At 34.1% G+C, this 24,982-nt stretch carries 26 protein-coding genes, 1 pseudogene and 1 other annotated feature; of the genes and pseudogenes, 22 read left to right on the forward strand and 5 right to left on the reverse strand.

All coding sequences use genetic code 11. The annotated features are described in order from the left end of the window. Window positions 1–297 precede the first annotated feature (297 nt). The 14 genes from NSQ92_RS07845 to ltrA all read left to right on the forward strand — a co-directional run bounded on the left by NSQ92_RS07845 (window position 298) and on the right by ltrA (window position 14,897). Window positions 298–726: a VOC family protein gene (locus NSQ92_RS07845; RefSeq protein ID WP_061800977.1), complete on the forward strand. Its 429-nt coding sequence runs from the start codon at window positions 298–300 to the stop codon at window positions 724–726. A gap of 54 nt (window positions 727–780) precedes the next feature. Further along, entirely contained in the window at window positions 781–1,095 is a 315-nt protein-coding gene (locus tag NSQ92_RS07850) for a DUF3892 domain-containing protein (protein ID WP_061800976.1), read from the forward strand. A 66-nt stretch (window positions 1,096–1,161) separates the two neighbouring features. After that, a complete protein-coding gene (locus tag NSQ92_RS07855) occupies window positions 1,162–1,650 on the forward strand; it encodes a hypothetical protein (protein WP_341152534.1) in 489 nt (162 codons plus the stop codon). A 65-nt stretch (window positions 1,651–1,715) separates the two neighbouring features. Further along, window positions 1,716–1,986: a binding site (T-box leader), on the forward strand. 82 nt (window positions 1,987–2,068) lie between these two features. After that, window positions 2,069–3,529 (forward strand): lysine--tRNA ligase, encoded by a 1,461-nt coding sequence (gene lysS / locus NSQ92_RS07860; RefSeq protein ID WP_341152535.1) that lies wholly within the window; start codon window positions 2,069–2,071, stop codon window positions 3,527–3,529. A 311-nt stretch (window positions 3,530–3,840) separates the two neighbouring features. Then, the gene (locus tag NSQ92_RS07865; protein WP_082138204.1) at window positions 3,841–4,434 is read left to right on the forward strand and encodes a kinase; all 594 of its coding nucleotides are present in this window, start codon (window positions 3,841–3,843) and stop codon (window positions 4,432–4,434) included. A gap of 274 nt (window positions 4,435–4,708) precedes the next feature. Then, complete coding sequence (locus NSQ92_RS07870) at window positions 4,709–5,245, forward strand: GNAT family N-acetyltransferase (protein WP_053215556.1); 537 nt, start codon at window positions 4,709–4,711, stop codon at window positions 5,243–5,245. Window positions 5,246–5,448: 203 nt separating this feature from the next. Further along, the gene (locus NSQ92_RS07875) at window positions 5,449–6,672 is read left to right on the forward strand and encodes an MFS transporter (protein ID WP_047940171.1); all 1,224 of its coding nucleotides are present in this window, start codon (window positions 5,449–5,451) and stop codon (window positions 6,670–6,672) included. 293 nt (window positions 6,673–6,965) lie between these two features. Continuing rightward, on the forward strand, window positions 6,966–7,883 hold the full coding sequence (locus NSQ92_RS07880; protein WP_047940172.1) for a DNA/RNA non-specific endonuclease: 918 nt from the start codon (window positions 6,966–6,968) through the stop codon (window positions 7,881–7,883). Between the two features lie 426 nt (window positions 7,884–8,309). Next, window positions 8,310–8,861, forward strand: coding sequence for a hypothetical protein (locus NSQ92_RS07885; RefSeq protein ID WP_176473254.1), 552 nt, complete (start codon window positions 8,310–8,312; stop codon window positions 8,859–8,861). A gap of 482 nt (window positions 8,862–9,343) precedes the next feature. Next, window positions 9,344–10,423, forward strand: coding sequence for an ankyrin repeat domain-containing protein (locus tag NSQ92_RS07890; protein ID WP_341152536.1), 1,080 nt, complete (start codon window positions 9,344–9,346; stop codon window positions 10,421–10,423). Window positions 10,424–10,528: 105 nt separating this feature from the next. Continuing rightward, window positions 10,529–10,837 carry an aminopeptidase gene (locus tag NSQ92_RS07895; protein ID WP_341151321.1) on the forward strand — a complete coding sequence of 103 codons (309 nt, stop codon included), beginning with the start codon at window positions 10,529–10,531 and terminating at the stop codon, window positions 10,835–10,837. Window positions 10,838–11,202: 365 nt separating this feature from the next. Next, window positions 11,203–12,075, forward strand: a complete 873-nt coding sequence (locus NSQ92_RS07900; protein ID WP_341152537.1) for an AraC family transcriptional regulator — start codon at window positions 11,203–11,205, stop codon at window positions 12,073–12,075. A gap of 467 nt (window positions 12,076–12,542) precedes the next feature. Next, complete coding sequence (locus tag NSQ92_RS07905) at window positions 12,543–12,980, forward strand: GNAT family N-acetyltransferase (protein WP_047940177.1); 438 nt, start codon at window positions 12,543–12,545, stop codon at window positions 12,978–12,980. A 588-nt stretch (window positions 12,981–13,568) separates the two neighbouring features. Next, window positions 13,569–14,897, forward strand: coding sequence for a group II intron reverse transcriptase/maturase (gene ltrA, locus NSQ92_RS07910; RefSeq protein ID WP_341132227.1), 1,329 nt, complete (start codon window positions 13,569–13,571; stop codon window positions 14,895–14,897). A 199-nt stretch (window positions 14,898–15,096) separates the two neighbouring features. Here the strand turns inward: ltrA and NSQ92_RS07915 are convergent, their stop codons facing one another. Further along, window positions 15,097–15,570: a hypothetical protein gene (locus tag NSQ92_RS07915; protein WP_061800968.1), complete on the reverse strand. Its 474-nt coding sequence runs from the start codon at window positions 15,568–15,570 to the stop codon at window positions 15,097–15,099. 237 nt (window positions 15,571–15,807) lie between these two features. Continuing rightward, on the reverse strand, window positions 15,808–16,182 hold the full coding sequence (locus NSQ92_RS07920) for a winged helix-turn-helix transcriptional regulator (protein WP_061800967.1): 375 nt from the start codon (window positions 16,180–16,182) through the stop codon (window positions 15,808–15,810). Between the two features lie 120 nt (window positions 16,183–16,302). Between NSQ92_RS07920 and NSQ92_RS07925 the strand changes: the two genes are divergently transcribed. Both NSQ92_RS07925 and NSQ92_RS07930 read left to right on the forward strand, forming a co-directional pair. Next, window positions 16,303–16,884 carry an NAD(P)H-dependent oxidoreductase gene (locus NSQ92_RS07925; RefSeq protein WP_095321366.1) on the forward strand — a complete coding sequence of 194 codons (582 nt, stop codon included), beginning with the start codon at window positions 16,303–16,305 and terminating at the stop codon, window positions 16,882–16,884. A gap of 295 nt (window positions 16,885–17,179) precedes the next feature. Beyond that, a complete protein-coding gene (locus NSQ92_RS07930) occupies window positions 17,180–17,698 on the forward strand; it encodes an NUDIX hydrolase (RefSeq protein WP_341152538.1) in 519 nt (172 codons plus the stop codon). Between the two features lie 108 nt (window positions 17,699–17,806). Here NSQ92_RS07930 and NSQ92_RS07935 read toward each other — a convergent pair whose 3' ends face one another. Continuing rightward, window positions 17,807–18,751, reverse strand: a complete 945-nt coding sequence (locus tag NSQ92_RS07935) for an EamA family transporter (protein WP_341152913.1) — start codon at window positions 18,749–18,751, stop codon at window positions 17,807–17,809. 119 nt (window positions 18,752–18,870) lie between these two features. Here NSQ92_RS07935 and NSQ92_RS07940 point away from each other — a divergent pair, with 119 nt between their 5' ends. From NSQ92_RS07940 to NSQ92_RS07965, 6 genes and pseudogenes are all read left to right on the forward strand, one after another. After that, window positions 18,871–19,770, forward strand: a complete 900-nt coding sequence (locus NSQ92_RS07940; RefSeq protein WP_341152539.1) for an AraC family transcriptional regulator — start codon at window positions 18,871–18,873, stop codon at window positions 19,768–19,770. 143 nt (window positions 19,771–19,913) lie between these two features. Then, entirely contained in the window at window positions 19,914–20,387 is a 474-nt protein-coding gene (locus tag NSQ92_RS07945; protein WP_095257465.1) for a DinB family protein, read from the forward strand. Between the two features lie 109 nt (window positions 20,388–20,496). Next, on the forward strand, window positions 20,497–21,003 hold the full coding sequence (locus NSQ92_RS07950) for a hypothetical protein (RefSeq protein WP_061800561.1): 507 nt from the start codon (window positions 20,497–20,499) through the stop codon (window positions 21,001–21,003). A 194-nt stretch (window positions 21,004–21,197) separates the two neighbouring features. Continuing rightward, the gene (locus tag NSQ92_RS07955; protein ID WP_341152540.1) at window positions 21,198–21,449 is read left to right on the forward strand and encodes a hypothetical protein; all 252 of its coding nucleotides are present in this window, start codon (window positions 21,198–21,200) and stop codon (window positions 21,447–21,449) included. Window positions 21,450–21,581: 132 nt separating this feature from the next. Further along, window positions 21,582–22,205, forward strand: a complete 624-nt coding sequence (locus NSQ92_RS07960) for an NUDIX hydrolase (protein ID WP_341152541.1) — start codon at window positions 21,582–21,584, stop codon at window positions 22,203–22,205. Window positions 22,206–22,906: 701 nt separating this feature from the next. Further along, window positions 22,907–23,203, forward strand: a pseudogene (locus tag NSQ92_RS07965) (SMI1/KNR4 family protein); the annotation flags it as partial. Window positions 23,204–23,481: 278 nt separating this feature from the next. Here NSQ92_RS07965 and NSQ92_RS07970 read toward each other — a convergent pair. Together NSQ92_RS07970 and NSQ92_RS07975 are read right to left on the reverse strand one after the other, a co-directional pair. After that, on the reverse strand, window positions 23,482–23,943 hold the full coding sequence (locus NSQ92_RS07970; protein WP_047940188.1) for an SgcJ/EcaC family oxidoreductase: 462 nt from the start codon (window positions 23,941–23,943) through the stop codon (window positions 23,482–23,484). Then, window positions 23,918–24,532, reverse strand: a complete 615-nt coding sequence (locus tag NSQ92_RS07975; RefSeq protein ID WP_053215551.1) for a PadR family transcriptional regulator — start codon at window positions 24,530–24,532, stop codon at window positions 23,918–23,920. Before NSQ92_RS07975 ends, NSQ92_RS07970 begins: the two co-directional genes overlap by 26 nt. Between the last annotated feature and the right edge of the window lie 450 nt (window positions 24,533–24,982).

Below are 24,982 nucleotides of genomic sequence, written 5' to 3' on the forward strand. Positions count from 1 at the left end.
GGGGAATCAGCCAAAATAAAAAAATATCAGCCAAACCAGCGGGGAAATCAGCCAAAATAAAAATTTATCAGCCAAACTAGCAGGGGAATCAGCCAAAGTAAAAAAATATCAGCCAAAGTAACCAAATATCAGCCAAATCAGCGAGGGAATCAGCCAAACTAAAAAAATATCAGCCAAACCAGCGGGAAAATCAGCCAAAGCAACAAAATATCAGCCAAACCACATACAAAGAAGAGGATATATTTTCCTTTTCGTCGAATATAAAAGCAAGCTATTCTATCGAAAAGGAGAAAAATAATGAATACAATCATCCACAGAGTGGGAACGATTTATCTGCCAGTTGAAAATCCAGAATTAGCCTCAAACTGGTATCAAGAAAAATTAGGAGCAAGAGAAAATTTCAGAAATGGAGATAAAGCTATTCTAGACTTTGCGAATCAAAGTTTCTTTCTTGTTAAAGCGGAAAAAGGAGAAAAAGCAGCCTTTCAAGATGATGCAGGAAATGAGCATTTCTTCCTGACATTTGAAGTTGATGGGATAGACCAATTAAAGAAACTTCATTCCTCCTTAAAAGAAAAAGGTGTTACGGTTGACGATATTGAGGATAGAGGACATCCAGGCAACAATTTTGTTTTTTACGATCTTGATGGAAATAAATTTGATGTGTGGAGTCAGTTAAGCCCGAGCTTTAAAGAAAAATACTTGATTAACCATGATGAAAGATAGATGATACATAACTTGAAAACTCCAGAGCATACTAATGGTTTGGAGGTGGCTATAATGGATGAAAAAGACTATCAAAAAATATACGATAATTACTTGCAGCAAGCAAGTGGCCAAGCTCAAAAAGAAGCGGCCGAAGAAATAGATCCTAATGTAGAACAAATTGTCGCTGTTCGTAAAAATGAGGATGATGATATTATTGCTTTTAAAACGAGCAGTGGTAGAGAATTAGATTATATTACTGCCATTGATGAAGCTAAAGCAGGGAAATTAGCGCATGTGGATGTTTTTCATAAATATGGCAGGGATATTATTCGTAGTGAACCAGATGGGATTAAAGAAAATAACTTAGATAATTTGCCTACTTTTTAAATAGGGAAATAAAAGAGAATATTCAAGTGGTGGATATTCTCTTTTAACGTTTAAGGAGGAGAGAGTGTGATAAATATACATACATATATATTTAATTCGCAAAGGGAAAAAATTGCTATTACAGAAGAGAAAGCAATAAGCATAGCAAATGACTATCAAGTGCGAAACAATGGTTATATAGACGGCTTCATCCATATCACATATTATAATCATAATATAACATCAGAGGAAAACAGCGATGATGTAGAATTAATGTGGATTGGTTTGCTGCGAATGACATTAGAATACTTGGAAAATGGCAGCGGAGAAACGAATTATTTTATGAACAATCAGACTTGGAAAATGGAAAGAATCAACACAAAGCCAGAAAATCAAATATTGTTCAGTATAAGAAACAAGCAGAAAAAATTCGCATTTGAAGAGCAATTGTTTTTAAAAGAATTACTAAAATGTGGGGAAGAATTCACGAAATTTATAAGTGAGATATCTCGGCCAAATAGTATAACTGCTTTAGAGCCAGTTATAATGAAAATAAAAAAACTAGTATACAAGTAACCTTTAGTTGTAACTATTGACTATAAATCTAATTTAAGGTAATATTTTCTAAAATAAATACGGAATAGTTGGCTAAGAAGAGAAGAGTAATTTTGATTTATTATTTAAAGAGAGCTCCAGCTGGTGAAAAGGAGTAATAAGAATCTTAATGAAAAAAGACTTGGAGCTTTCGCACGGATCAAAGAAACACTCTTTGTGATACTGCGACCGGGATCTCCCGTTATAGAGATAGGGTATAACCAATTTTTTAATTGCCGTACCCGAAGAGGTTGATATGGCAACATATCAATAAACTGGGGTGGTACCACGAAGTTAATAATAACTCTCGTCCTCAAGATGAATAATCTTGGGGGTGGGAGTTTTTTTATTTTATATAGAATAAATAAAAAATCCAATAAAAGGACTGGAGGGCCATAGAATGAGCCAAGAACAAACAATACGGAGAATAGAAAAATTAGCGGCATTAAGATCAGAGGGAGTTTTCGTATATCCAGAAAGATATGAGACAAATTATGAACTTTATGAAGCAGCTTTACTGGAGGATGGCACAGAAGGAGTGCGAGTGGCAGGAAGAATCATGGGGATTCGCCAGTTTAGTAAATTTAGCTTCCTGACGATTTCAGATATTCAAGGAAGTCTGCAGCTGCTTTTGAAAAAAGAAGAGGTCGGAGAGCAGTCAGCCAATGTTTTCGCTAACTATTTTGATGTAGGAGATTTTATTGGTGTGGAAGGAAAAATGTATTCGACAAAAACAAAGGAAAAAACGCTGCGGATCGAAAAATATGTTTTACTAGGAAAGGCTCTGCATCCTCTGCCAGAAAAATGGCATGGATTAAACAATGTAGAGACCCGTTATCGACAACGTTATTTAGACCTGATGATGACAAAGGAAACAAAAGAACGAATGTTAACACGAACAAAGTTAGTGCGTGCAATTCGGAGATTTTTAGAAGAAAGAGGTTTCCTAGAAGTGGAGACACCTGTATTACAGCATACTTCTTCCGGGGCATTAGCTCGTCCATTTAGAACGTATCATAATGCATTGGATTCGGAATTAAATTTACGAATTGCACCAGAGACTTACTTAAAAAGATTAATAGTAGGAGGCTTTACTAAAATATTTGAGCTTGCAAAGTGCTTTCGAAATGAAGGAGTCAGTCCTCAGCATCTTCAAGAATTTACGATGGTAGAAGGCTATGCGGCTTATTGGAGCTATGAGGATACAATGGCACTCATGCGTGATTTACTTCTATATGTGCTGAATGAGGTTTTTCATACAACCGTTATTTCCATCCAAGGAAAAACCATTGATTTTTCTTTAGACTGGAAAGTCGTCTCCTTTAGGGATTTAATTCTAAAAGATACAGGCATTGATATTGATTTATTTCCCAATGTAGATGACTTGTATGAAGAAACAAAGCGGAGAAGTATCTATTTAGAACAAGACAATATCGAGACCTTAGGAAGAGGGAACTTTATCGATTTGTTATATAAAAAAATGTGCCGTCCGCAACTAATAGAGCCAACGTTTTTAATCAATCATCCTATTGATTTGTCACCTTTGGCAAGAGCAAATGATGATAATCCCGCAATTACGGATCGCTTTCAATTAGTAGTAAATGGAGCTGAAATTATCAATGCATATTCTGAATTAGTGGATCCTCTTGAGCAAAGAAGAAGATTAGAGGCACAGGCTGTTTTGAAAAGCGGCGGTGATTTAGAGGCAATGGAAATGGATGAAGACTACTTATTGGCAATGGAATATGGAATGCCGCCAATTTCTGGTTGGGGATTTGGGATTGAACGCCTTTTAATGATATTAACAGACAGTGAGACAATTAAAGATTGTGTACTGTTTCCATTAACGAAAAAAGTTTAATAGAATTTTACAAAAGAAAAGCAGCAAGCATCCCCTTTTAGTAAAAGAGAAAGTGAGACCAAAAAGTTTTGGTCTCCATTGCTTTAGATTAGGAAATTTAAAACGCTTATTTAATTGAAGTAGGAGAGGTCAGCTGATAAAAAGAGAAAAATAATTGATTTCTAGATTGAAAAAAGAGATACCTAATAGGTGAGGAATTTTCCAAAAAACTGGATGTAATCAGACTGGTCTGTTAAAATCTAATGATAAAGAAGAATGAGAGAATGATAACAAATTTAGTGAAACAGCTCTAAAGGAAAAGAGGGACTAATGTGCAAGATCATATAAATGCTATAGCAGCAAGCATTCCAACACCCACAAGTGGGAAAAGAGTTGTAGTTGGGATAGACGGGCTAAGCCGGTCTGGAAAAACAACTATAGTGAAAAAACTACAAGCAAGTCTCCATGAAAAAGGATTTTCTGTAACAGTTTTACACATAGATGATTATATTGTAGAAAAAAATCGGCGTTATCATACCGGCTATGAGGAATGGTATGAATACTATCATTTACAATGGGATGTCCATACGTTACGAGAATCACTTTTAAAAAAACTAAAAGAGACAACAGAATTACAGCTGCGTAAATATAATTCAGACGATGATACCCACCAAATAGAAACGATTTCCTTATCGCATACTGACTTAATCATAATAGAAGGAGTTTTCTTACAACGGAAAGAATGGAGAGAGTTTTTCGATTTTATCCTCTATTTAGATTGTTCAAAGGAAACTAGATTTGCACGAGAAAGCAAGGAAACGCAGCAGAATCTAAATAAATTTAAGCATAGATACTGGAAGGCAGAGGATTATTATGTAAACACAGAATATCCAAAAGAACGAGCAAATATGGTGTTTCAAGTTTAAAGGAAAAGTACCGATTACATAAATAAGGAGACAAGATCGGGCAAAAGATTTTTGCATAAGGGGGCGTGGGCTGATTACTAGGATAAGATCTAATATTGATCACTTCAACAGCCATTTTAAGATGACTTCCTTTTATATAGTAAACATGAAGTGAACGGGAAGTAGATTAGGTATTTATATACCATTTACTACAGTTCTGCTCTGTACTTGGAGAATAATGAATAAGGTAAAGTACAAAGAAGTGTGGAAAGGACGTGGCAGGATGATAGGTAATATGGAACAAAACGTTACACTTCTTCCGGTAAACAAGTATATGCTGGCCGATTTTAAGCAGGAATTACACAAAGCTTTCTTAAAAGGGTTAAAGGATAGTTTTCCAGAGCATGATAATCCAGCTGAAATAGCACCGGTTCCATCTGAAAAGGATGTTGAGCAAATGCTCGCAGAACCAGATGCAGCGATCTATCATCTCGTAATGAGCGGAGAAAATCTGGGTGGAGCAGTGTTAAAGATTGATGAAGACACACAGCATAATGAAGTTGTATTTTTATATATGAATGCGAATGCCCATGGTAAAGGAATCGGGACAAAAGCGTGGCAAGCAATAGAGGCAGCATACCCAGAAACAAAAGTTTGGGAGCTATATACACCCTATTTTGAAAAACGCAATATTCACTTTTATGTGAATAAATGTGGTTTTCATATTGTGGAATTTTTGCATAGAGGTAACCCTGGCCCAGACTTTGAAGTGGATGAAACGAAACCAGATACAGAATATGAATTTTTCCACTTTAAAAAAGTAATGAAGTAAGAGCGTAATTTTATAAGGTAACTAAAAAAGTTGACTACTTGTTTAAGTTAACTTTCAGGTTGTATAAAAGCTGCGTTTTTATGCGGTGGAATGGATATATAATCGTTTGGTATGTGCGCAATAAACAAAAAGAAGAAGGAAAAACTTGTATTTTAATGATATAATCATAGGGTTGTTTTCGATTAATCAAGAGAGGAAATAGTATGAATAGTATACGTTTTTATAGTTTCTGGTTTGCTAAGACAAGCATAGCCTTAGCGGATGTCATTTACATTATGGTCATTACCACCTACATATATCAAAAAACGGAATCTGCATTAATGTCCTCATTGTTTCCTTTATTCAAGGCTTTGGCTAATTTAACTGCAGGTCTAACATCCCCATTAATTTATAGAAAGTTTGCTTTCGCTAAATTAATGTTAAAGCTTCAGGGGTTGAAAGCATTATTACTTTCTTTTTTACTACTCGGTTTTATGCCGATAACGAATCATATTTATGTTTTGCTTCTATTTATTTTAGTTATATCTTTTATGGAAGGATGGGGAAACCCATTACTTAACTCTGTTACACCTAAAATTGTACCAAAGGAAAATCTTGTGAGAGCTAACAGTTCACTATCCATCACAACTCAATCTGTTCAAATAGCGGGTTACAGCTTTACAGGTTTTGCAGTAATAAATTGGGGACATAATTCTACTTTGGCGTTTAATGTAGTATTGCTTTGGCTTTCTGTATTGGCTTTATATATTACATCAAAACATTTCGTTTCTAATATGGAAGTTCCTGTCGAAAATAAATCCAAGTGGGCGCTGATGAATGAAGGATGGAAGATTTTATGGCATAATCAGACGCTTAGAATGGTTACTTTAATGGATGTTATTGAGGGAATGGCAGGTTCCATTTGGGTTGGGGCAATAACATTGGTGTATGTAAAAGAAGCCCTAAACCAAGGAGAGCAATGGTGGGGTTTTATTAATGCAAGCTATTATGTTGGTGCTATTTTAGGGGGGATAATCACCATATTCATAGCTAAAATAATTCAGAAGCACTTGATACTTAGTATGGCAGTTGGTTCGTTAGTATTTAGTATTTTTACTTTAATTTATGGGCTGACCAGTAGTCCTATATTGGCTCTTCTGCTTTGTATTGCAATGGGTCCAGCCTACCAAATAAGAGATGTGGCTCAACAAACTGCATTTCAAATAAATATTCAAACCATAGACTTACCCAAGGTATTTGCATCACAGAGTATTCTATTATCAACTGTTACAGGTTTATCCATTTTTCTAATAGGTTTCATTGCCGACTTTGTTGGAATAAGAGCCGTTTATATATTTGCCTCCATCCTAATCTTTATTTCTGCTTTATTATCTTTTACCTTGGTTAAAGTAAACAAAAAGAAATTTTCTACTGTAGATGCTAGGTAATATTAAAGGGGACAATTTCTGACTTGGAATAGTGCCTATTTCAGTACTAAAATTAATCAAATAGCATCTTTTGTTGAATCGAAAAGCAAATACTAGTGAAACTTCTAATTAGAAAAAAATAATGTAATATCTCTCCAAATCTTTTATTGAATTTAATACTACATAATCTAAGTATTTACTGTAATAATATTAAAATTGTAATATACTATTTTAAACAGGTTAACATTGTTAATTCTGTATAAGTTGAAAATTTCTAGAATGAATAATAAGAAAACATCATGAGGAGTCTTAACATGAAAAAGAAAATGAACTATTTAATCTTACTTTTAACTGCTATCTTTATAGTTGGTTGTTCCAACGTAGAAGATGTATCGAATACAGATGGGAAAGCTGATTCACAAGAAGTAACTACCAAAAATAGTGAAACAGAAAAAACATCGACTGAAAAACAAGTAGTAGAGGAAGCAGCAGCCCAATCAAAAAATGAACTGTTCAAAGGATACAAACTTATTGAAGTGGATGGCGGTGATTTATCTGGTCATCGTGAACCGAATGTTGTTGTTGATATTGGATACGGGGATCGTGAATATTGGGCATTTACGAATAAGCATGGGCAGCTAGTCCGTGTTATTGCTGAGGAAATCATTCTACAAGATGACAATAAGGAACCAGTAACATCGTCTGGCAGATACTACTCTGATGAAGCAAAGGTTCCTGGTGTCGAGAGAGCAGATTTAGATGAAGGACATATCGTTGCAGATTCACTTGGTGGAGTGTCGAATGCTTATAATATTACCCCACAAGATAGTACGCTTAACCGCCATGGTGATCAAGCTTATATGGAAGACGCAATCCGTAAGGCAGGTGGTGCAACGAACTTTGAAGCAATCATCACCTATCCTAATACAGAAACGCAGATTCCTTCTAGATATCAGTATACCTATACAATAAAAGGAAATGTCATTAAGGATGAATTCGACAATGTGAACCCTGATGAAGTAAATAAATCACTTGGATTAACTGGCAGTAAGTCTTCTGAGTCAGCTAGTTCAAAGAAGAAAGAGGATATTTCTACTGTGGATACAAACGGTGATGGTCAAGTAACAATTAAAGAAGCAAAAGCAGCAGGATATAGCATGCCAATAACAAGTGATCATTGGTTGTACAAATATATGCGCGATAATGATAACGACGGTATGGTAGGGGAGTAAGCCGCTAGAATTTCAATCCATGACCATAAATAACAGATAAAAAGTCCAAAGAATATATTAAAAAAATGCAGCTGATATTATTAGTTGCATTTTTTTTATCCTTTTAAACATCTCTAACGTCACCTGATTTGATTTATGGACAGCATGAAATGAAAGTTGCTACTCATTCTTTTTGATTCATCTTTTTGGTATATTCTAAATATCACTTTGTGAAGGTACTTAAACTATGGGGGGCTTTTCTTAAATAGAAGGGAAGTTTTTCTCTCATGTAGCTAAAGGTGCAGGGAGTTAAATAAGAAGATAAGGTATCATTGAGTTATATAAATCAATAAAGGAAGTGTACAAGTGTTTTATTTTTCAAAAAAGAAGAAAATACGAGGTTGGAAAAGGCATAAAAGAAAAATCGAAAGATGGAAGCAAAATGCAATGAATTTAGATATGGACTACTTAAGGAATTACCAAAGACAATACGAAAAATTATGGATTCACCCTTTTTATGGATTAGAACGAAGAACCCCTCCTAATTGGTATAATTGCCTTTTACTTGATGCAATGATCGAAGTTTACCTAAAGTGGCATCAAAAAATGAAAAAAGAAGATGAAGACTTTTATTTGAAACTCTGGCTTTATGACCCCCATTTTATTAATTCACAAATTGTCGTCGCATATAGAAATTGTCTTGATTTTTATGATGAAACCTTCAAAAGAAGGCAAGAAAATAAGAGATTTCCATTTGATAAATTTCATTCTTTGAGAGACAAGTTAGAACAATTTGAATGGGATTTGCATATAGAGAGTGATTATTACGATGAAAACGACTTAAATGAATGGTTAGAAGAAGGAGCTTTAACTGAAAAAGAAGTATCAAGAATAAAAGAAAAAGCCTATGATGCCGTAAGAATTAAAGATGAAGATGGGAGTTTCCTGCAATATAGTCTCGACAAAGGTGATGTTTGGATAGGGGCTTTAAGGAGATAAAGATAATACGCTAGTTCTTCAGCTAACTGTTGCATTGATCCAAGACGGATGAACGCACTTTTGTCTATTAAGTTATTAAAGGGGAAGCATTCCTGCAATAAGTGAAATCTTGCTATTGGTAAAGGTTTGTTAAATAACGGGAACTTTTTCTAAAACTAATCGTAGTAATACTAAGAATATATATTTATCCTATTGCACCACAGCTAAATCAAAAATAGACAAGGGCGTGAACACTATGAAGTTATCTTTATTAGAAAGAATCACTCTTATTATCTTATCTATTTGTACAGTAATTTTTATTTATGGTTTTATAGTAAATCAAAACATAATGTCACTAGTATTTTTATTGATCCCTCTTATATATACTACAAGGATTGTTATAATCAAAAAAATAACCCAATTTAACTATGTTTTAGTTTTACAATTATAAAAAAAGAGACGTTAAGGTGAGTCATAAAATTTTGAATTAAGGAGTGATAAGGTTGATCGTCTTGAGAGATATTGGAAGATTTCAGGAGCTGCCGGAAATTGCGATGCATATTTATGAAGGAAATATTTCGGCTTTAGAGGCGGAAATCGCAGCAGGCTGGGATATTGAGGAGGGTATCGTACTTAGTAAGCGTATTTCTCTTAGTCCGTTAGATCTGGCGCTCGTATTGCAGAAAATGGAGGTTCTAAAGCTGCTGGTAGAGCATGGCGTTAACCTGAATGTTCATCATAATCCAGCTTTTTTGAGAGCTGTACGTTATTGCGGGGAGGATATCGTCCGTTACATTGCAGCGCAAGGAGCCGATATGGACAAGCTTAATCAAATGGGGGCGGGTGCCTATTCAGAAGCCTATTATGGCAACAAAAAAAACATTCCGCTTATTCATGAGCTGGGATTAGATATCAAGCTGCACGGCGGTGCCATCATGCGTGAAGCTGCATCGGACCATGACCTGAAGACACTCAAGTATTTGCTCAATCATGGAGTGGACATCAATTATAATCAACCTGATATGGTCTATCCTTATCAAGCGACTCCATTAACAGTGGCTGCTCGTATGGGGAATATGGGCATGGTTAAATTTTTAATTGAACATGGTGCAGATGTTACTAAAGCGGAAAAAGACGGCGATCGGCCATATACGATTGCGGTCAGCAATAAGGATACGGTTATGGCTAATTATTTGAAATCGTTGGAGCCGGCTGAATTTCATGATCCAGCGAACAAGAAAAATGAGCTTAAAAAATATAAATTACCTGATGAACTGGTCTGCTTCCTTACAGGAGATCAGCTACGCCTTGAGCTAGCGCAAAATGAATATGAAATCGAGTATATAGATTTTTTTACGTTGAACGATACAATTGAGATGAAAATCGGTGGACAAAAGCTGCTGCGTCTTTCAGCTGATATCGACAATTACTCTGACCTACAGTTGGTTTGGAACCCAAAGAATAATGGCCTGATAGGATGTTATGATGTAGAGCATCAGACGTATCTGGATTTATGCAGCTTTACAGAGTTCTTCGCGCAGCCTGAATTGTACCTAATAAAGTATCTTGATGGAGAATTGTAAAGATGAGGAGGAGAAGATCAGATCAGATGAAGATTTTAGCCAAGAGAACAGATATATTTTTTTCTGTTTTCTATAGATTGCAATTTAGATCTTCTGGAACTTCAATTGATCGATGAATTTTATCTAATTTTTAAAGATGGACGGATTACCGACTATTATGCCGCAAAGGGACAAGAAGTGTTACATAATCTCATCGAACCAGACGAAGGTTCACATTTTCTAAGTGAAATTGCCTTGGTCTCTAATAAATCTCCACTTGCACATGCAGATACTCTTTTTTACAATAGCTTGTTTGCTGAAAATACGGCCAGTCCTATTGGAATCGGAAATGCATCGCCCTCCAATATTCAAAATGGCATTGGCCAATCTGAAGAAGAGTTGAAGGCAGAGGGGCTGAATACTTCACTTTTGTAAGTCAATGAGACCTTTGGTACCGAAGATATGAAAGTAGTGGGAATTAAAGAAGGTGGAACTAAAGTGCTGCTAATGAAGGATGGGAATATCTAAATCTAATCCAAACTGGGCAGCTTTCTTACTATGGAGATTATGGGTTCTGTTTGTGAAAGTATGTACTTAAACAAAAGGGTGCATTTCTTATATAAAGGGAGGCCTTTTTCATGTGGTGCTAAAGTGGCAGTAAACTGTAATATGTAAGATCTTTCTTATGGTAGAAAAGGTCAGTTTAGTAAAAGATAGGATTAAACCGACAAAATGGTGCACATAATGTCGGACGGATACATTCAACTCCTGTTATTCTATTGATGAAAGGGGGTCATTTAATGGATTTGCTTAAGAACATGAATTATGCAATGAGGTATATTGAGGATAACCTCACGAACGAAATAGACTTTAAAATAGTGGCAAGAATTGCTCATTGCTCTGAATATCATTTTAAAAGAATGTTTTCGTTTCTGGCAGGTATAACATTATCAGAATACATTCGCCGTAGACGACTGAGTTTGGCAGCATTTGAGCTTACAAATAGTATTTTAAAGATAATTGATATTGCGGTTAAATATGGATACAATTCTCCAGACTCTTTTACTAGAGCTTTTCAAAATTTACATGGTGTAACACCATCAGAAGCAAGAAACAACGGACAGCAATTAAAGGCCTTTCCACCAATGACCTTCCAATTATCAATTAGAGGAGGAAATGAAATGAATTACCGAATTGAACAAAAAAAGGCATTTAACATAGTTGGTATTATGAAAAGAGTTCCAATTATTTTTGAAGGGGAAAACCCAGAAATTACAGCAATGTGGAAATCTTTGGATATGGGAAAAATAGATCAATTAAAAAAACTCTCTAATGTTGAACCTAAAGGGATGATTCAAGCATCTACAAACTTTTCTGATGGACGTATGGAAGAAAAAGGAGAGCTTGATCAGTATATAGGAGTGGCAACAACAGAAGAATGTCCTGAAAACTTTTCAAAACTTGAAGTTCCTGCTTTAACCTGGGCGATATTTGAATCAACGGGATCTTTTCCTAGTACTTTACAGGAAACTTGGGGTAGGATTTTTTCTGAGTGGTTTCCATCTTCCAATTATCAAGTAACAGAAGGACCCGAGATCTTGTCGATTAAAACCCAAGATTTAACTTCACCATCTGTGAAAAGCGAAATTTGGATTCCAGTTTTAAGAAAATAATTTTAATTTTTAGATCAAAGAGCTGCTTATTGTCAGCTCTTTTTTCTTAAGAGATGGAATGATTGTGAATGTATTCACTTAAACTATAGGGTGAGATACTTCAACAAAGAGGTATCGCATTTCTTACTAAAGTAGGATAGTTGATCTAGAGTGAATATAATTATACATAATTTTTAGCCGAGGCTTTCTTTAAAGAAAGAGGGCCATATTCTGTGTTGCTATAGTGGAAATCGCTGTGGTTAATTTGATGAACCTATAAAATGGTAGGTAAATTTAATAATTCCATACATCCTCTAGTGGCTATTTTCATATTGAATTTACTGGAGTTTATGCAATATCTTAGCGATATTCTTGTGTCGCTATAGGGGCAGGGCAGGTTGGCGCAAATAGAATTCAAGTTTGGCATAATCGCCTTCAAAATATATGCTAAACTTGAATAAAAGTAAATCAAAGGACTGATTCAATTAATGGATATTAGAAAACCTAATGATTTTGAACTAAAAAAGGTATTATCTCTTTCACCACAAGCTGTTTTTGATGGTACTTTAGGACAAGTGGAACCTACGAAGGAAAAAATTGACCAGCTTGTTAAACCACTTTTGGAAAACGGAAGCTATTATTTAATAGCAACAAAAAACAACAAAATAATGGGCTGGATTCTTATAGGGACAAGTAAAGACCAATTTACTGATAGGGTAATTGGATTTATTTACGAACTATTTGTTATAGAAGAATTTAGAGGGAAAGGGATCTCCAAACTGTTAATGAGAGCAGGTATTGACCATCTAAAACAAGATGGATATTCAGAAATCCGTCTAAGTGCATTTGCAGAGAATCATGCAATTAAACTGTATGAGAAATTGGGATTTAACACCAGGACTATTACTATGAGTTTACAGTTATAAGAGACTAACTTATTTCATTTCCGGTTGTTAATCCAATAGGTATTATTGCTGCTTTTAGACTTGGTATTAACGGGGCAGGTGTGCGGCCGAGCCTAGGTCGTATCATATAGCGGGTGGGATTCCCGCCGAGTAAGAATTAGCCATTCGCTCGTAGCGAGTCTTGGAGGATTAAAGGTAACTTTAATCTTTAAGCGTAGACAGTGAGGTAGCGGGCCGAAAGCCATATGGTTGAAGGGATTGAGCTCCATAAACGTTAGTAAACCGAGAGGGCTGATGCCTTACCTGCGTGCAGAAAGCAACATTTTATCCTTTGTTAAAGGCAAGAAGGATAAAACCTCTTTGGAGTCAGAGACCTTGGCACGTTATACATCGATATGATACGGCAACTCGGGAGACCCTATCGGTCTCTTCTTTATAGAAGAGTATGGTGTACAAGCGATAATAAGCAAGGAAACCAAATGCTGTTTAGGGAGTCGGATAGCAGCGTAGTACCAATGAAGTTGGGTAATACCGATGGAGGAAAGGCTAGCTACCAGTTATCACTCTTATTAGGGAAACATTTACTACACACAGAGGTAGGGATAAGAAATGGAAACAAAACTACTAAGGATAGCAGAATTAGCAAAATCTAATACCAAAATGAAATTTACATCTCTTGCGCATCTATTAAACGAACAATCACTCACTCATTGTCATTTTGAGCTGCCGAACAAGAAGGCAACCGGTGTGCATGGTACAACTAAAGAACAGTACACCGAGAATCTGGAAGAAAACATAATGGACTTGGCAAGTAGACTGAAAAGCAAAAGTTATCGCCCTGTCCCAGTTAGACGAATGTATATCCCAAAGCTTAATTCTGACAAGAAAAGACCATTGGGGATACCCGAACACGAGGACAAAATCGTACAAAAAGGTATTGCCAAAGTACTTAATGCGATTTATGAGAATGACTTTCTAAATTGTTCATTTGGGTTTCGGCCAAATAGAAACTGCCACGATGCGTTGAAAATACTAAACTTTTATATTGAAAAGAGAGCAGTAAGCTATGTAGTAGATGTAGATATTAAAGGTTTCTTTGATAATGTTGATCACAAATGGATGATGGAGTTCTTGAAACATAGAATAGCCGACCCAAACCTTCTGAGAATAATCAGTAGGTTTCTAAAAGGTGGATATATGGAAGAAGGTAGGAGATACAAAACGGAAACTGGTACACCTCAAGGTGGAGTAGTATCGCCTATCTTAGCAAATATTTATCTCCATTATGTTCTCGACTTATGGTTTGAGAAAGTGGTTAGGAAGCAATGTGAAGGACAGGCTTATATAGTAAGGTATGCAGATGACTTTGTATGTTGTTTTCAACACAAAAGAGAAGCTCAACAATTTTATGAGTCTTTAAAGTCGAGATTAAAGAAATTTAATTTGGAGATAGCAGAGGATAAAACGAAGGTCATTCCCTTCGGGAGGTTTGCGGAACATAACGCAAAAAGAATAGGAAATAGCAAACCAGCAACCTTTGATTTTCTTGGATTTACCCATTATTGCAGCAAAAGTAAACAAGGGAAATTTCGTGTAAAACGGAAGTCGAGCAGGAAGAAAGTCCAAGGTAAACTCAGAGAGACTAAAGAATGGTTGAAGACTAATAGGAATAAATCTATTCATTTAATCATGGATAGATTTAAAAGGTCACTTATAGGTTATTACAACTATTACTGCATTACAGACAATACGCAAACTGTAAATGGTTTTAAAGAGAAGATTGAAGAACTACTATATAAATGGCTAAATAGAAGAAGTCAGAGGAAATCCTTTACCTGGGATAAATTTAGACTCTTTCTACAGAAGTTTCCACTTCCAACTCCAAGAATTAAAGTAAACATATATGAATTAAGAAAAGAGATTAGCTATATTCTGTAAAAGATAATTAGGAGGAGCCGTGTGCGTTAATTGCGCAAGCACGGTTCTGTGAGGGGGGAGAGTACAATTTACCATAAGGTAGAAAGGCTCTCTTCTACTCGACTAACAAAATTTGCATTCTTGGTGTAGATGAAACAATAGAAGAACCCTGGTTTGAACAACACATAAACTAGGGGTTCTTTGGTATAGATATAAATTCTCATTTACATTCTTTATGCTTCCTTCTTAAAGGTTCGACAAATAATGATTGATACAAGTAATTAATTATTGCTACTGCAATGCTTAAAAAGAAAAGTTGTTTTCGGCTCATTCTTACCATTTTATATACTCTAAGCTTCTCGGCTATTGAAGTTAATGGATATGCAAATAAATAGTCAGCAATGACATTAGAAAATAGATATAGCCAAAATCTTTTGTAAGTTAATTTAAAAATCCAAAAGTTTAGGATTGTAAAAGGTCCAAATACAAAAGAGACATCCGTTGCTAATTTGGGGAATATAGGTTTTCTTACTTTCCACCATTTTAAATTTCGGGATAGCTCACTTATTAATGCAATAACCAAGTCGCTAAAAATAATAGTGGGGAGAAAGCGAAGAAAGCTAAATTTACCAAGTTTTCTTATAGTTAACCAAGGCAATACCAATAATAAATACATTTTCCAGTTTCCTTTCATAAACAACCTCCGAAAATATACGATCTACATGATAATCACTGGTATTTTCACCTAAAATAACTTCATATATTCAATTTATTCATCCTATAGTAAAAATTACTGTCATTTGCTTGATTATGCTTGTTATTGAATATAGTCGCCAGCATGTCAATAACCAATCTTTTTTCATAATCGGGGTATGTTTATTGAATAATAATATGGAAAATGAATCTACAGCTGCTGACAAGGCAGCTTTATTTAGTTATTATTTTCTTTAATCGTGACTTCCTTCCTTTTATCCAATTGTTCTTCTCCCCAATAGCAAATTGCATCTAATACAGGAATCAGTGACAACCCCTTTTCTGATAAACTATATTCTACTTTTGGCGGTACTTGAGGATATTCCATTCGAATAATTAGTTGATCACTCTCAAGTTCCTTTAGTGTATTGGTTAATGTTTTAAAAGAAATATTGCCAAGCTTCCGTTTCAACTGATTATATCGTATAGGGTTATTGTTTAAATATAACGCATATAAAACTGTCATTTTGTATTTTCCGCCAATTAATGACAAAGTATATCCAAAACCAGTATCCTTCAAATTCCCTTCAAATAGATAAGATTCTTTTTTCATTTAGCACTCTCCTTTAGGTTAGTATCGTACTTTAATTACCGTACTTGTAAAAATATATAGCATACAATAAGATGAATGTACATCAAAATAATGAAAATAAGGGAGAAGGGTGAACTAGTAATGAAAACCATTGTCTATGCACATCCATGGGAAGGAAGCTATAATCATGCAATTTTAACTTCTATCACGAAACACTTAGAAGCTAAGAAAGAAACATTTCAAGTGATCGATCTATATAAAGATGGATTTAATCCCGTATTTACAGCAGAAGAATTGGCGCAATTTAATAGAGGAGAAACACCTTACGAATTAGTTAAGGACTATCAAAAAAAATTAAGTCAGACAACCGAGTTGATTTTTATATTTCCTGTCTGGTGGTGGGACTTACCTGCTATTCTAAAAGGATTTATTGATAAAGTGATGTTGAGTGGATTCGCATTCCTAGAGGATAAAACAACAAGTACTCTCAAAGGGCTATTGACAAATATAGAAAAAACAACTGTGATTTCAACTTCTACAACGGATAAAGAATATATTGAATCTGAAGGAGGCAATGCTATTCAAGGAGTTTTCATTAATCGAACTTTAGCTGACCTGGGAATTAAAAATGAATACACTAAATGGATTCATTTTTCTAGAGCCAACTTAACAACAGATGAGAAGAGAAAACAATTTTTAAGAGAAATAACCCAAGAAATTTAAAGTAGAATGAACGGAAAAGACGTTGTTTGTGAAGACATGTACTTAAACAAACGGGAGCGATACTTTTACAAAAAGGTATCGCCTTTCTTTCTAAAGAGGTAGTTTGGTTTAATAAGGAGTATCGTCAGTTTTACGGGACTTTTAACTTTTAGTATAAAATGTTCTCCCACGATTTTTTGGATCGTTATCATTTTATTACGAAGTGTTGGATATATTTTGTAAAAATCATTATTATAAATTTAATCAATAGTATACTGAGAATCTTGTTACAAAAAATATACATAGGAGTTAGGCGATGGAAAAGTGGGATTTGTATGATAAGCACCGTAATAAAATTGATAAACAAATAGCTCGTGGCGACGAAATGACTTCAGATGAGTTTCATTTAGTAGTACACGTATGTATATTTAACCCAAAAGGAGAGATGCTCATTCAGCAGCGTCAGCCCTTTAAGCAAGGATGGTCGAACCTTTGGGATATCACTTGTGGTGGTAGTGCGGTTGCAGACGAAACAAGTCAGCAGGCTGCTTCAAGAGAGTTATTCGAGGAGCTGGGGATTCTTTATAACTTTGAACGGATACGCCCACGATTTACTATTAATTTTGAAAGAGGCTTTGATGATTATTATTTAATTGAATATGAATTAGATTTGAATGAATTGACATTACAGACTGAAGAGGTACAAGCAGTCAAATGGGCCTCTAAAGAAGAAATCTTAGAGCTAATCGAATTAAAAAAATTTATACCCTATTATGAGAGTATCATTGCTTTTCTTTTTGAGGGGCGACATCATTATGGCTCTGTTCGTCTTTAAATGAAACGTGTAAAGGATAAAAACATATAAAGATCTGGTGAGAATACAAAAAGATGATGTGAAGTATGGTCCTTAAAATAGTGCGTTAGTTTAAGAAAGCCCCTCTAATCAACTAACTTTGAGGGGCTCTTCATTTTTAGGAGGTTGACCAGTTCTTGGAGAAGACTCTTTATTCAAAGCCAACAATAATATCATTCCAATGATACAAGCTGTACCTACCCATTGAAATAAACCAAAGGCTTCTTTTAACCAAAAGACCGTTGTCAAAACAGCAGCTAGTGGCTCTATGCTTCCAAGAAGACTTGATTCTTTAGGTAGCAGACTTTGTAAACTTTCTATATAGAACCAAAATGCAATCATGGTACCAAATATGATAACGAAGACTATATATAAATAAGCTTCTATCGTTAAGCTTTTAAGGTCCATTTGCCAGGGAGGATGGATAAAACTTAATGCAAAACCACCGATAATCATAGCCCATCCTACAATGACAAGTGAATGATATTGCTTCAGTAATGGAACTGCATAAAGAGTATAAAATGCTAATGCTATTCCTGATAAAACACCCCAAATGATTGAAAGTGCAGGTACAGATAATTGAGAGATTGAGCCGTTTGTTAATAAGAAAAAACAACCCAATAAGGCCAAAGAAACAGCCAACAAATCACTTCGTGTTAAAACCAATTGTTTGCGGAAAATTAAGTATACGATAATCATAACAGGCGCTAAATACTGTAATAGTGTTGCAACAGCAGCATTTCCATATTTAATGGAAGCCATATATGTGTATTGAACCGCAAGCATACCGAGTAACCCGAAGATAATTAAATGAATAGCTGTCCTTCGAGATTTCCAAACACCAAGTATTTGGGAACGATCTTTTCTGAAAAACTGAACTGCTAAGAGTAAAAATCCAGCTATAAGCAATCGGATTATTACCAACCAATCTAGATCGATTTGATACTGTTGAAAAAGCTTTTTTGCAACTGTACCACCGATCCCCCAAAATACTGCTCCCGTTATAACAAGAAATATGCCCTTTCGTCTATTCATCATAGATCCTCCACCTTTAAATATAAAAATAGTGTTATAATATTTAAATAATAAGTGGAAAACCTCTAAAATAATATCTGAATCGAATAAAAAAATATAAGTATATTGAGGTGATATATATGCAAATAAAAAAGTTTATGGTTGATGAAAGTTTAAAAGAATTAACTGAACACCGTACAGTTGAGTTACCTATTGCTTGTTATGAAACTATCATTAACCAAAATATAAATGGATATGTACCACTTCATTGGCATGATGAATTTCAGTTTATCTTCATTGTAAAAGGAGAAGCAACTTTTCAAATAAATGAGGAGAATATTACAGTGCAAGAAAGTGAGGGGCTATTTATAAATAGTGGCTGCCTTCACATGGCAAAAGATAAGAATGAGTCGGGTTGTGTCTATATTTGTTTGAATGTTTCACCACACTTCATTTTATCTCAGGAACTTTATACAACCTATGTAAATCCCTATATTCAAGCAACTAATATACCTTATTTATTATTGAATCCAACGGAGCTTTGGGCGAAAAATATTTTAGCCTCTATCATGAAAATCAATCAGTTGATACAACAAAATCCACCATGCTATGAAATTGACATTACCGTACATCTTACTTTAATTTGGAAGAACCTAATAATAAATGGTATTCAATTAGAGTCCGAAGAGACGGAAATGTTAAAGAATAATCGAATGAAACAAATGCTAAATTGGATACACCTGCATTATGCTGAGAAAATCCTTTTAGACGATATTGCACGAGCTGGTCAATTAAGCCGTTCCGAATGCTGTCGATATTTTAAACGAATTTTAAAGAAAACACCTTTAAATTACGTAAACGATTATCGAATTCAAAAAAGTTTAATTTTATTACAACATCCAGATTCCAATGTTACAGATGTTACCTATCAAGTAGGGTTTAACAGCACAAGTTATTTCATCGATAAATTCCGAAAGTCTATGAACATGACACCATTAGCATACAAAAAATATAAGATTAGCTGTTCACTTGTGAAGTAGTACACTTAAACTATTTGGTGCGATACTTTTCCAAAAAGGTATTGATTTCTTTCTAAAGTAGGATGTTAGTTTGGTGGAAGAAGGAAATAAATACTTTATAGCGAAAGGTATTGTATTAAACTAAATTAGGGGTGTTCAAAATATTGATAAAATTCTTTGAATATAACTGGCAAGTAAGAGATGAATGGTTTGACTGGTGTAATCAATTAACAATTAAAGAGTTATTAAAAAATCGTATTGGCGGAGTAGGAAATATTTTATTTACACTTTTCCATATAATTGATGTGGAATATAGTTGGATTCGTGGTATTCAAGGGAAAGAGGATGTAGTATTTCAGTTTGATGACTATAATACACTTGAAAAGGTTAAAGCTCTTTCAGATAAATTACGGAAGGAAATCGCTGAATATTTGAGAAACATAGATGACTTGAAGGAACAGAGTGTCAGTGTCCCTTGGGATGAAAAGAAATACGCTGTAAATGATATAATTCACCATATTATTGCACACGAAATTCATCATATCGGACAACTTTCAGTTTGGTCGAGAGAATTGGGACTACAACCTCCGTCTTCTAGTTTTGTTGGCAGAGATCTAAAATTTGTTCATTTTTCTTGAACTATCAGGCACATTTTTTTCTTTTTGTTATTATCAGGAGCTGTATTTCTATAATAAATGTATTATGTGACAAACGGGATTAACTTAGGAAATTTAGTTATAAAGGAAAATGGAGAAGGAGGGAATTGTTATTTTCGGAATAAAAAATTACAATCCCAAATTGTATGAAGAATCGTTTGGAATCATAGCTGAATATAAATGTAAGCTGGAATCTCTGAAAGGGCAAACAATAGAAGAACTATGGGTGTCCTGGGATAGTATTAATGATGAATGGTTTAATGACCTGCCAGTAATATTAAAATTTAAAACTTGCCAGTTAGAACTATGTGCATACAAGACTAATCAATATGCTGTAACTTTTGACCACATTGACCTGTTACAAGAGATTAATTACTTTGGTAGAAAACTAGTTTGGAAAAAGAACAAATTGGTAGAGCTTAATAAATTTTTAAAGAAAGAAATAAATACTGTTGAAATTATTCAATGGATGGAACAATTGATTGGCGTCGGTTTTGAAACTAATGAAGGTTTTTTTGCAATATGTAATGGCTTAGATGAAAATGAAATTGTTACAAGAAAGCATATAGATCAGGATTATAATTATATCAATATATAGTTTGCTCAAAGGGTAACTTGCTTAATATAGGAAAAAAGAGGCAGCATGATTGGAATAAACTAAAGTAAGGGAAGAATTGTACTTAGACTAGGGGCATTGATCCAAGACGGATGAATGCTTTTTTATCCATTATGGTACTGAAGCTGCAGGCTGCTTGGTATTAAACTTATAAATACAAAAAAGGTGTGATCCATATGAAATTATACGATAAACCGATTAGAGCATATTTACACAACGAATTAAGTGCTATAGAGGAACATGACGGTGAACTCATTTATCATTTTGAAAAGGGGTACGTGACAGTTCTTGGTGAGTTTGAATGTGAGAAGTATGTTGGAGGAACAGCTTGTATTATTTTTAATCAAGAAGATGTTATATCTGTTGGAAAAGGAATGCTACGATTTATTGACAAAGGAGTCAATGAAAAAGAGGAAGCCTTTTTTTAATGACTAATAGATACTATGAAGCAACGGCACTCTTTCTTGATCTTGCTATAATGGCAGATTAGTTATAAATATTGGTTTATTCTGCATTTTATAAGAAAATAAAATGATTATTGAGTTAATAGGGGATAATTTATGAGTATTGAAATGATAAAAATTTACGATGAACAAAAAAATCCATTAGGCATAACTAGTCGTGATATCGTTCACCAAAAAGGTTACTGGCACGATACCTTTCATTGTTGGTTTTTAAAAAATGAAAATAATATAGATTATATATATTTTCAATTACGTAGTAAGGTGAAAAATGATTTTCCTAATTTATTGGATATTACGGCTGCTGGTCATATCTTGGCCGATGAAACTGTCGGAGAGGGTATTAGGGAAATAAAAGAAGAATTAGGCATGGATGTATCAATGGAAGATTTAGAATTAATAGGTGTTATAAAGGATTGTATTATTACTGAAAATTTTATTGATAAAGAATTTGGCAATGTATATATGTATAGAGTAAATGAAGAACCTGTATATAAACTTCAAAAAGAAGAAGTATCTGGCATTGTAAGAACCAAATTCAAAAATTTTTATGATTTTGTTTTTGAGAAGAGAACTGAAATTACTGTAAATGGTTTCATAATTAATACGTATGATGAAAAGTTAGAAATTACAAAAAGTGTTACAAAAGAAGATTTCGTACCCCACTCTGGTTCATATTTAAAAGATGTTGTAACAATAATTAAGAATGTTATGGATTGCTAAAGAGCGGTATAGTTGTCAGGGATGCATTTCCTTAATAAATAAACAAATTTTATTTAAAAAGGCAACCAAGTTTGTAAACAAATATACTTCAACATCAACTAAAGGGGATTTTAGCTCGATTAAAACGATGGTCAGTTTTTTGCGGACTTTCAACTCTAAGTAAAAAATGTTCCTAATCGTCGTTATGGGAAAGTTACTCAATTTTATTCCAAATCTTTAAATATCTATTGTGAAATTCATTATGATAATCTGATTATATAGTATACTGAGAATCCTATTACAATAATATACATAAGGATTTTTGCAATGGAAAAGTGGGATTTATTTGATAAGCATCGTAATAAAATAGAGAAACAAATAACTCAGGGGGGATGAAATGAAACCAGAAGAGTTCTATTTAATAGTACACATATGTATATTTAATTCAAAAGATTCAGCAACGTCAGCCCTTTAAGCAAGGGTGGTCGAACCTTTGGAATATCACTTGTGGTGGTAGTGCTGTTGCAGGTGATACAGACTGCTTCAAGCGAGCTATTCGAGGAATTGGGGAATTCATAATAACTTTGAAAAGATTCGTCTACAATTTACTATTAACTTTGAACATGGCTTTGATGATTATTATTTAATTGAATATGAATTAGACTTGAATGAATTGACAATACAGACTGAAGAGGTACAAGCAGTCAAATGGGCCTCTAAAGAAGTACAAAGAACTTTTTAAGTTAGTAAATAATGTAGAAATCGATGAATGGATTCTCTATCCTATTAAAACCCAAATAAATTCTAAAAAAACATGGGACAATGTTGTTAGACAAAATAAGGAAGCAAGAGATGAAAGAATGTCTGAAGACCTTATTGCAATTGGTGATGATGGTTCGGGAGATCTACTGTGCTTTAAAAAAGTGAACAGAAAAATTGAAGATACCATTTTTCTCTGGAATCACGAAACAAGGGAATTAGACGAATATGCAGCTAGTTTAGAGGAGTTTATTAATTAAATATCTGAAGAAAATGATGAATAAACAGTAACACCCTTATTCAACGAATGCTTTCGTTAAAGATGGAATGGCTGTGGCGCTCCCGTTTACTTCTTGTGCTAACTTGCAGTTTAATCGTTCATAGCTTTTTTTAGAGCCAGATATTATTCAAGAGAGACGAAACCGGCGCTCCCCTTTTGTTTAGGATAGAACCGGTTTAGGCATAATGAGTTTATAACTAGTCATAATGGATAACAATTTTAGATACCAGGAAAACCGTCTTTAAACATACATTCAACTTAGCTTTTTTCACTCTTTTTTTTACCTTTTTTCAAAAGCCATTTAATAAAAAAGTTTGGCTCTTTGATTCGACAGTTGTGAAAAGCAGAGATCTTCCATTCCCCATTTTGTTTGGCTATTACATTAGTATTGATAGATTCTCTTTTCTTATTATAATTTTTTTGGTTTGACATTTTTGTATTTCCTATACAGTGAACAATTGCTAGTTCATCATTTAGGAAACGAATGCTCGTAATTCGTCCTTGCATTTGTGATCCCTTTAAGACACCATTAAATAAATCCTGATGTGATCTCTCTACTTCTTTTTTTCCTTTTAAATGCTGTCCGAAAAAAGTAACATAGTCAACATCTTCCGTAAAGCAATTCGCAAATGCTTCGCCATCTCCATGACTCCATGCCGAAAACATTTCATTAAATAAAAAGTGTATGGCTTCTTTATCTGTTTTCCATTTTTGTGTCATTTGAATGTTCCTTTCTCTTATCGTTTTTTATGCTCATCTTAATCTGTTCTTTAAAATTAGTTGCCCATTGTTTTTCTAGATTCCATTGCTCTGCATTTAGGTGCATTAAACTTTCTATGGTCGTATAAAATGAGGTACGATGCATTGACTTAACATGCTCAGGATTTTCATCAAATTCTAATTGCTGGGCCTTGATATGATCAATTGCTGTTTGACAATATTTTATATAGTGATGAACCAAATAGAGTTGATCTTCTTCGTTTAGAAATTCAAAGTAAATGGCCTTTATGTGAAAAATTTTTTGGTAATTTCCAAGATTTTTTTTTGTATCCATCATCAACTCAAAAAAACGTGATTTACCTTTATTCGTTATTTCGAAAGTACGACTTGGCCGATCGGTAGGAAAAGGGACAGTGGCTGGATCAGATTCTTGAATCAGACCAGCTTTCTCTAATTTATTAAGCAATGTTGAAAGAGTTCCTCTGCTCACCTGCTCCCATGGACCAATGGTGTCATTTGATATTTTTGAGATAAGATATGCATGTAATGGAAATTTCATTAATAACGAAAGTACAAGAAGTTCATACATTCATTATCAAGCTCCCTTCTATAGTTTTCTTAAAACTAATTTAATAAAACTATATTCAATACTTTAACTTTTGTCAATGAAATATGAAAAAAAGTACGTATTGCTTATTAAATAAACTGGCTCGTTTCTAATGTAAGAAGTTGTCTTTTTTATACTCTAAACAAAAGATTGTGAGGTTATTCACTTAAAATAACATGTGCTTTAAAGCTTGAAATTAGATCCTACTTTCATAAAGCTGGATTTCAAAAATACATATTACAGACGCCTTTCTAGTCATGGCAGCTAATGTATCGTTCGTTGGATTGTACTTATTGTATTAATGCTTAAATCATTAAACGTCTAAACCTTGCTAAATAAGGATTAGACGTTTTCTTTATTATTCAATAATCTAGTTAATAGAAAAATGAACACTACTTCTTATATAATACTGTGCAATAGTTTAAATTAAAT

It is taken from the genome of Niallia sp. FSL M8-0099, from assembly GCF_038006945.1.
GTDB classification, from domain to species: domain Bacteria; phylum Bacillota; class Bacilli; order Bacillales; family Cytobacillaceae; genus Niallia; species Niallia circulans.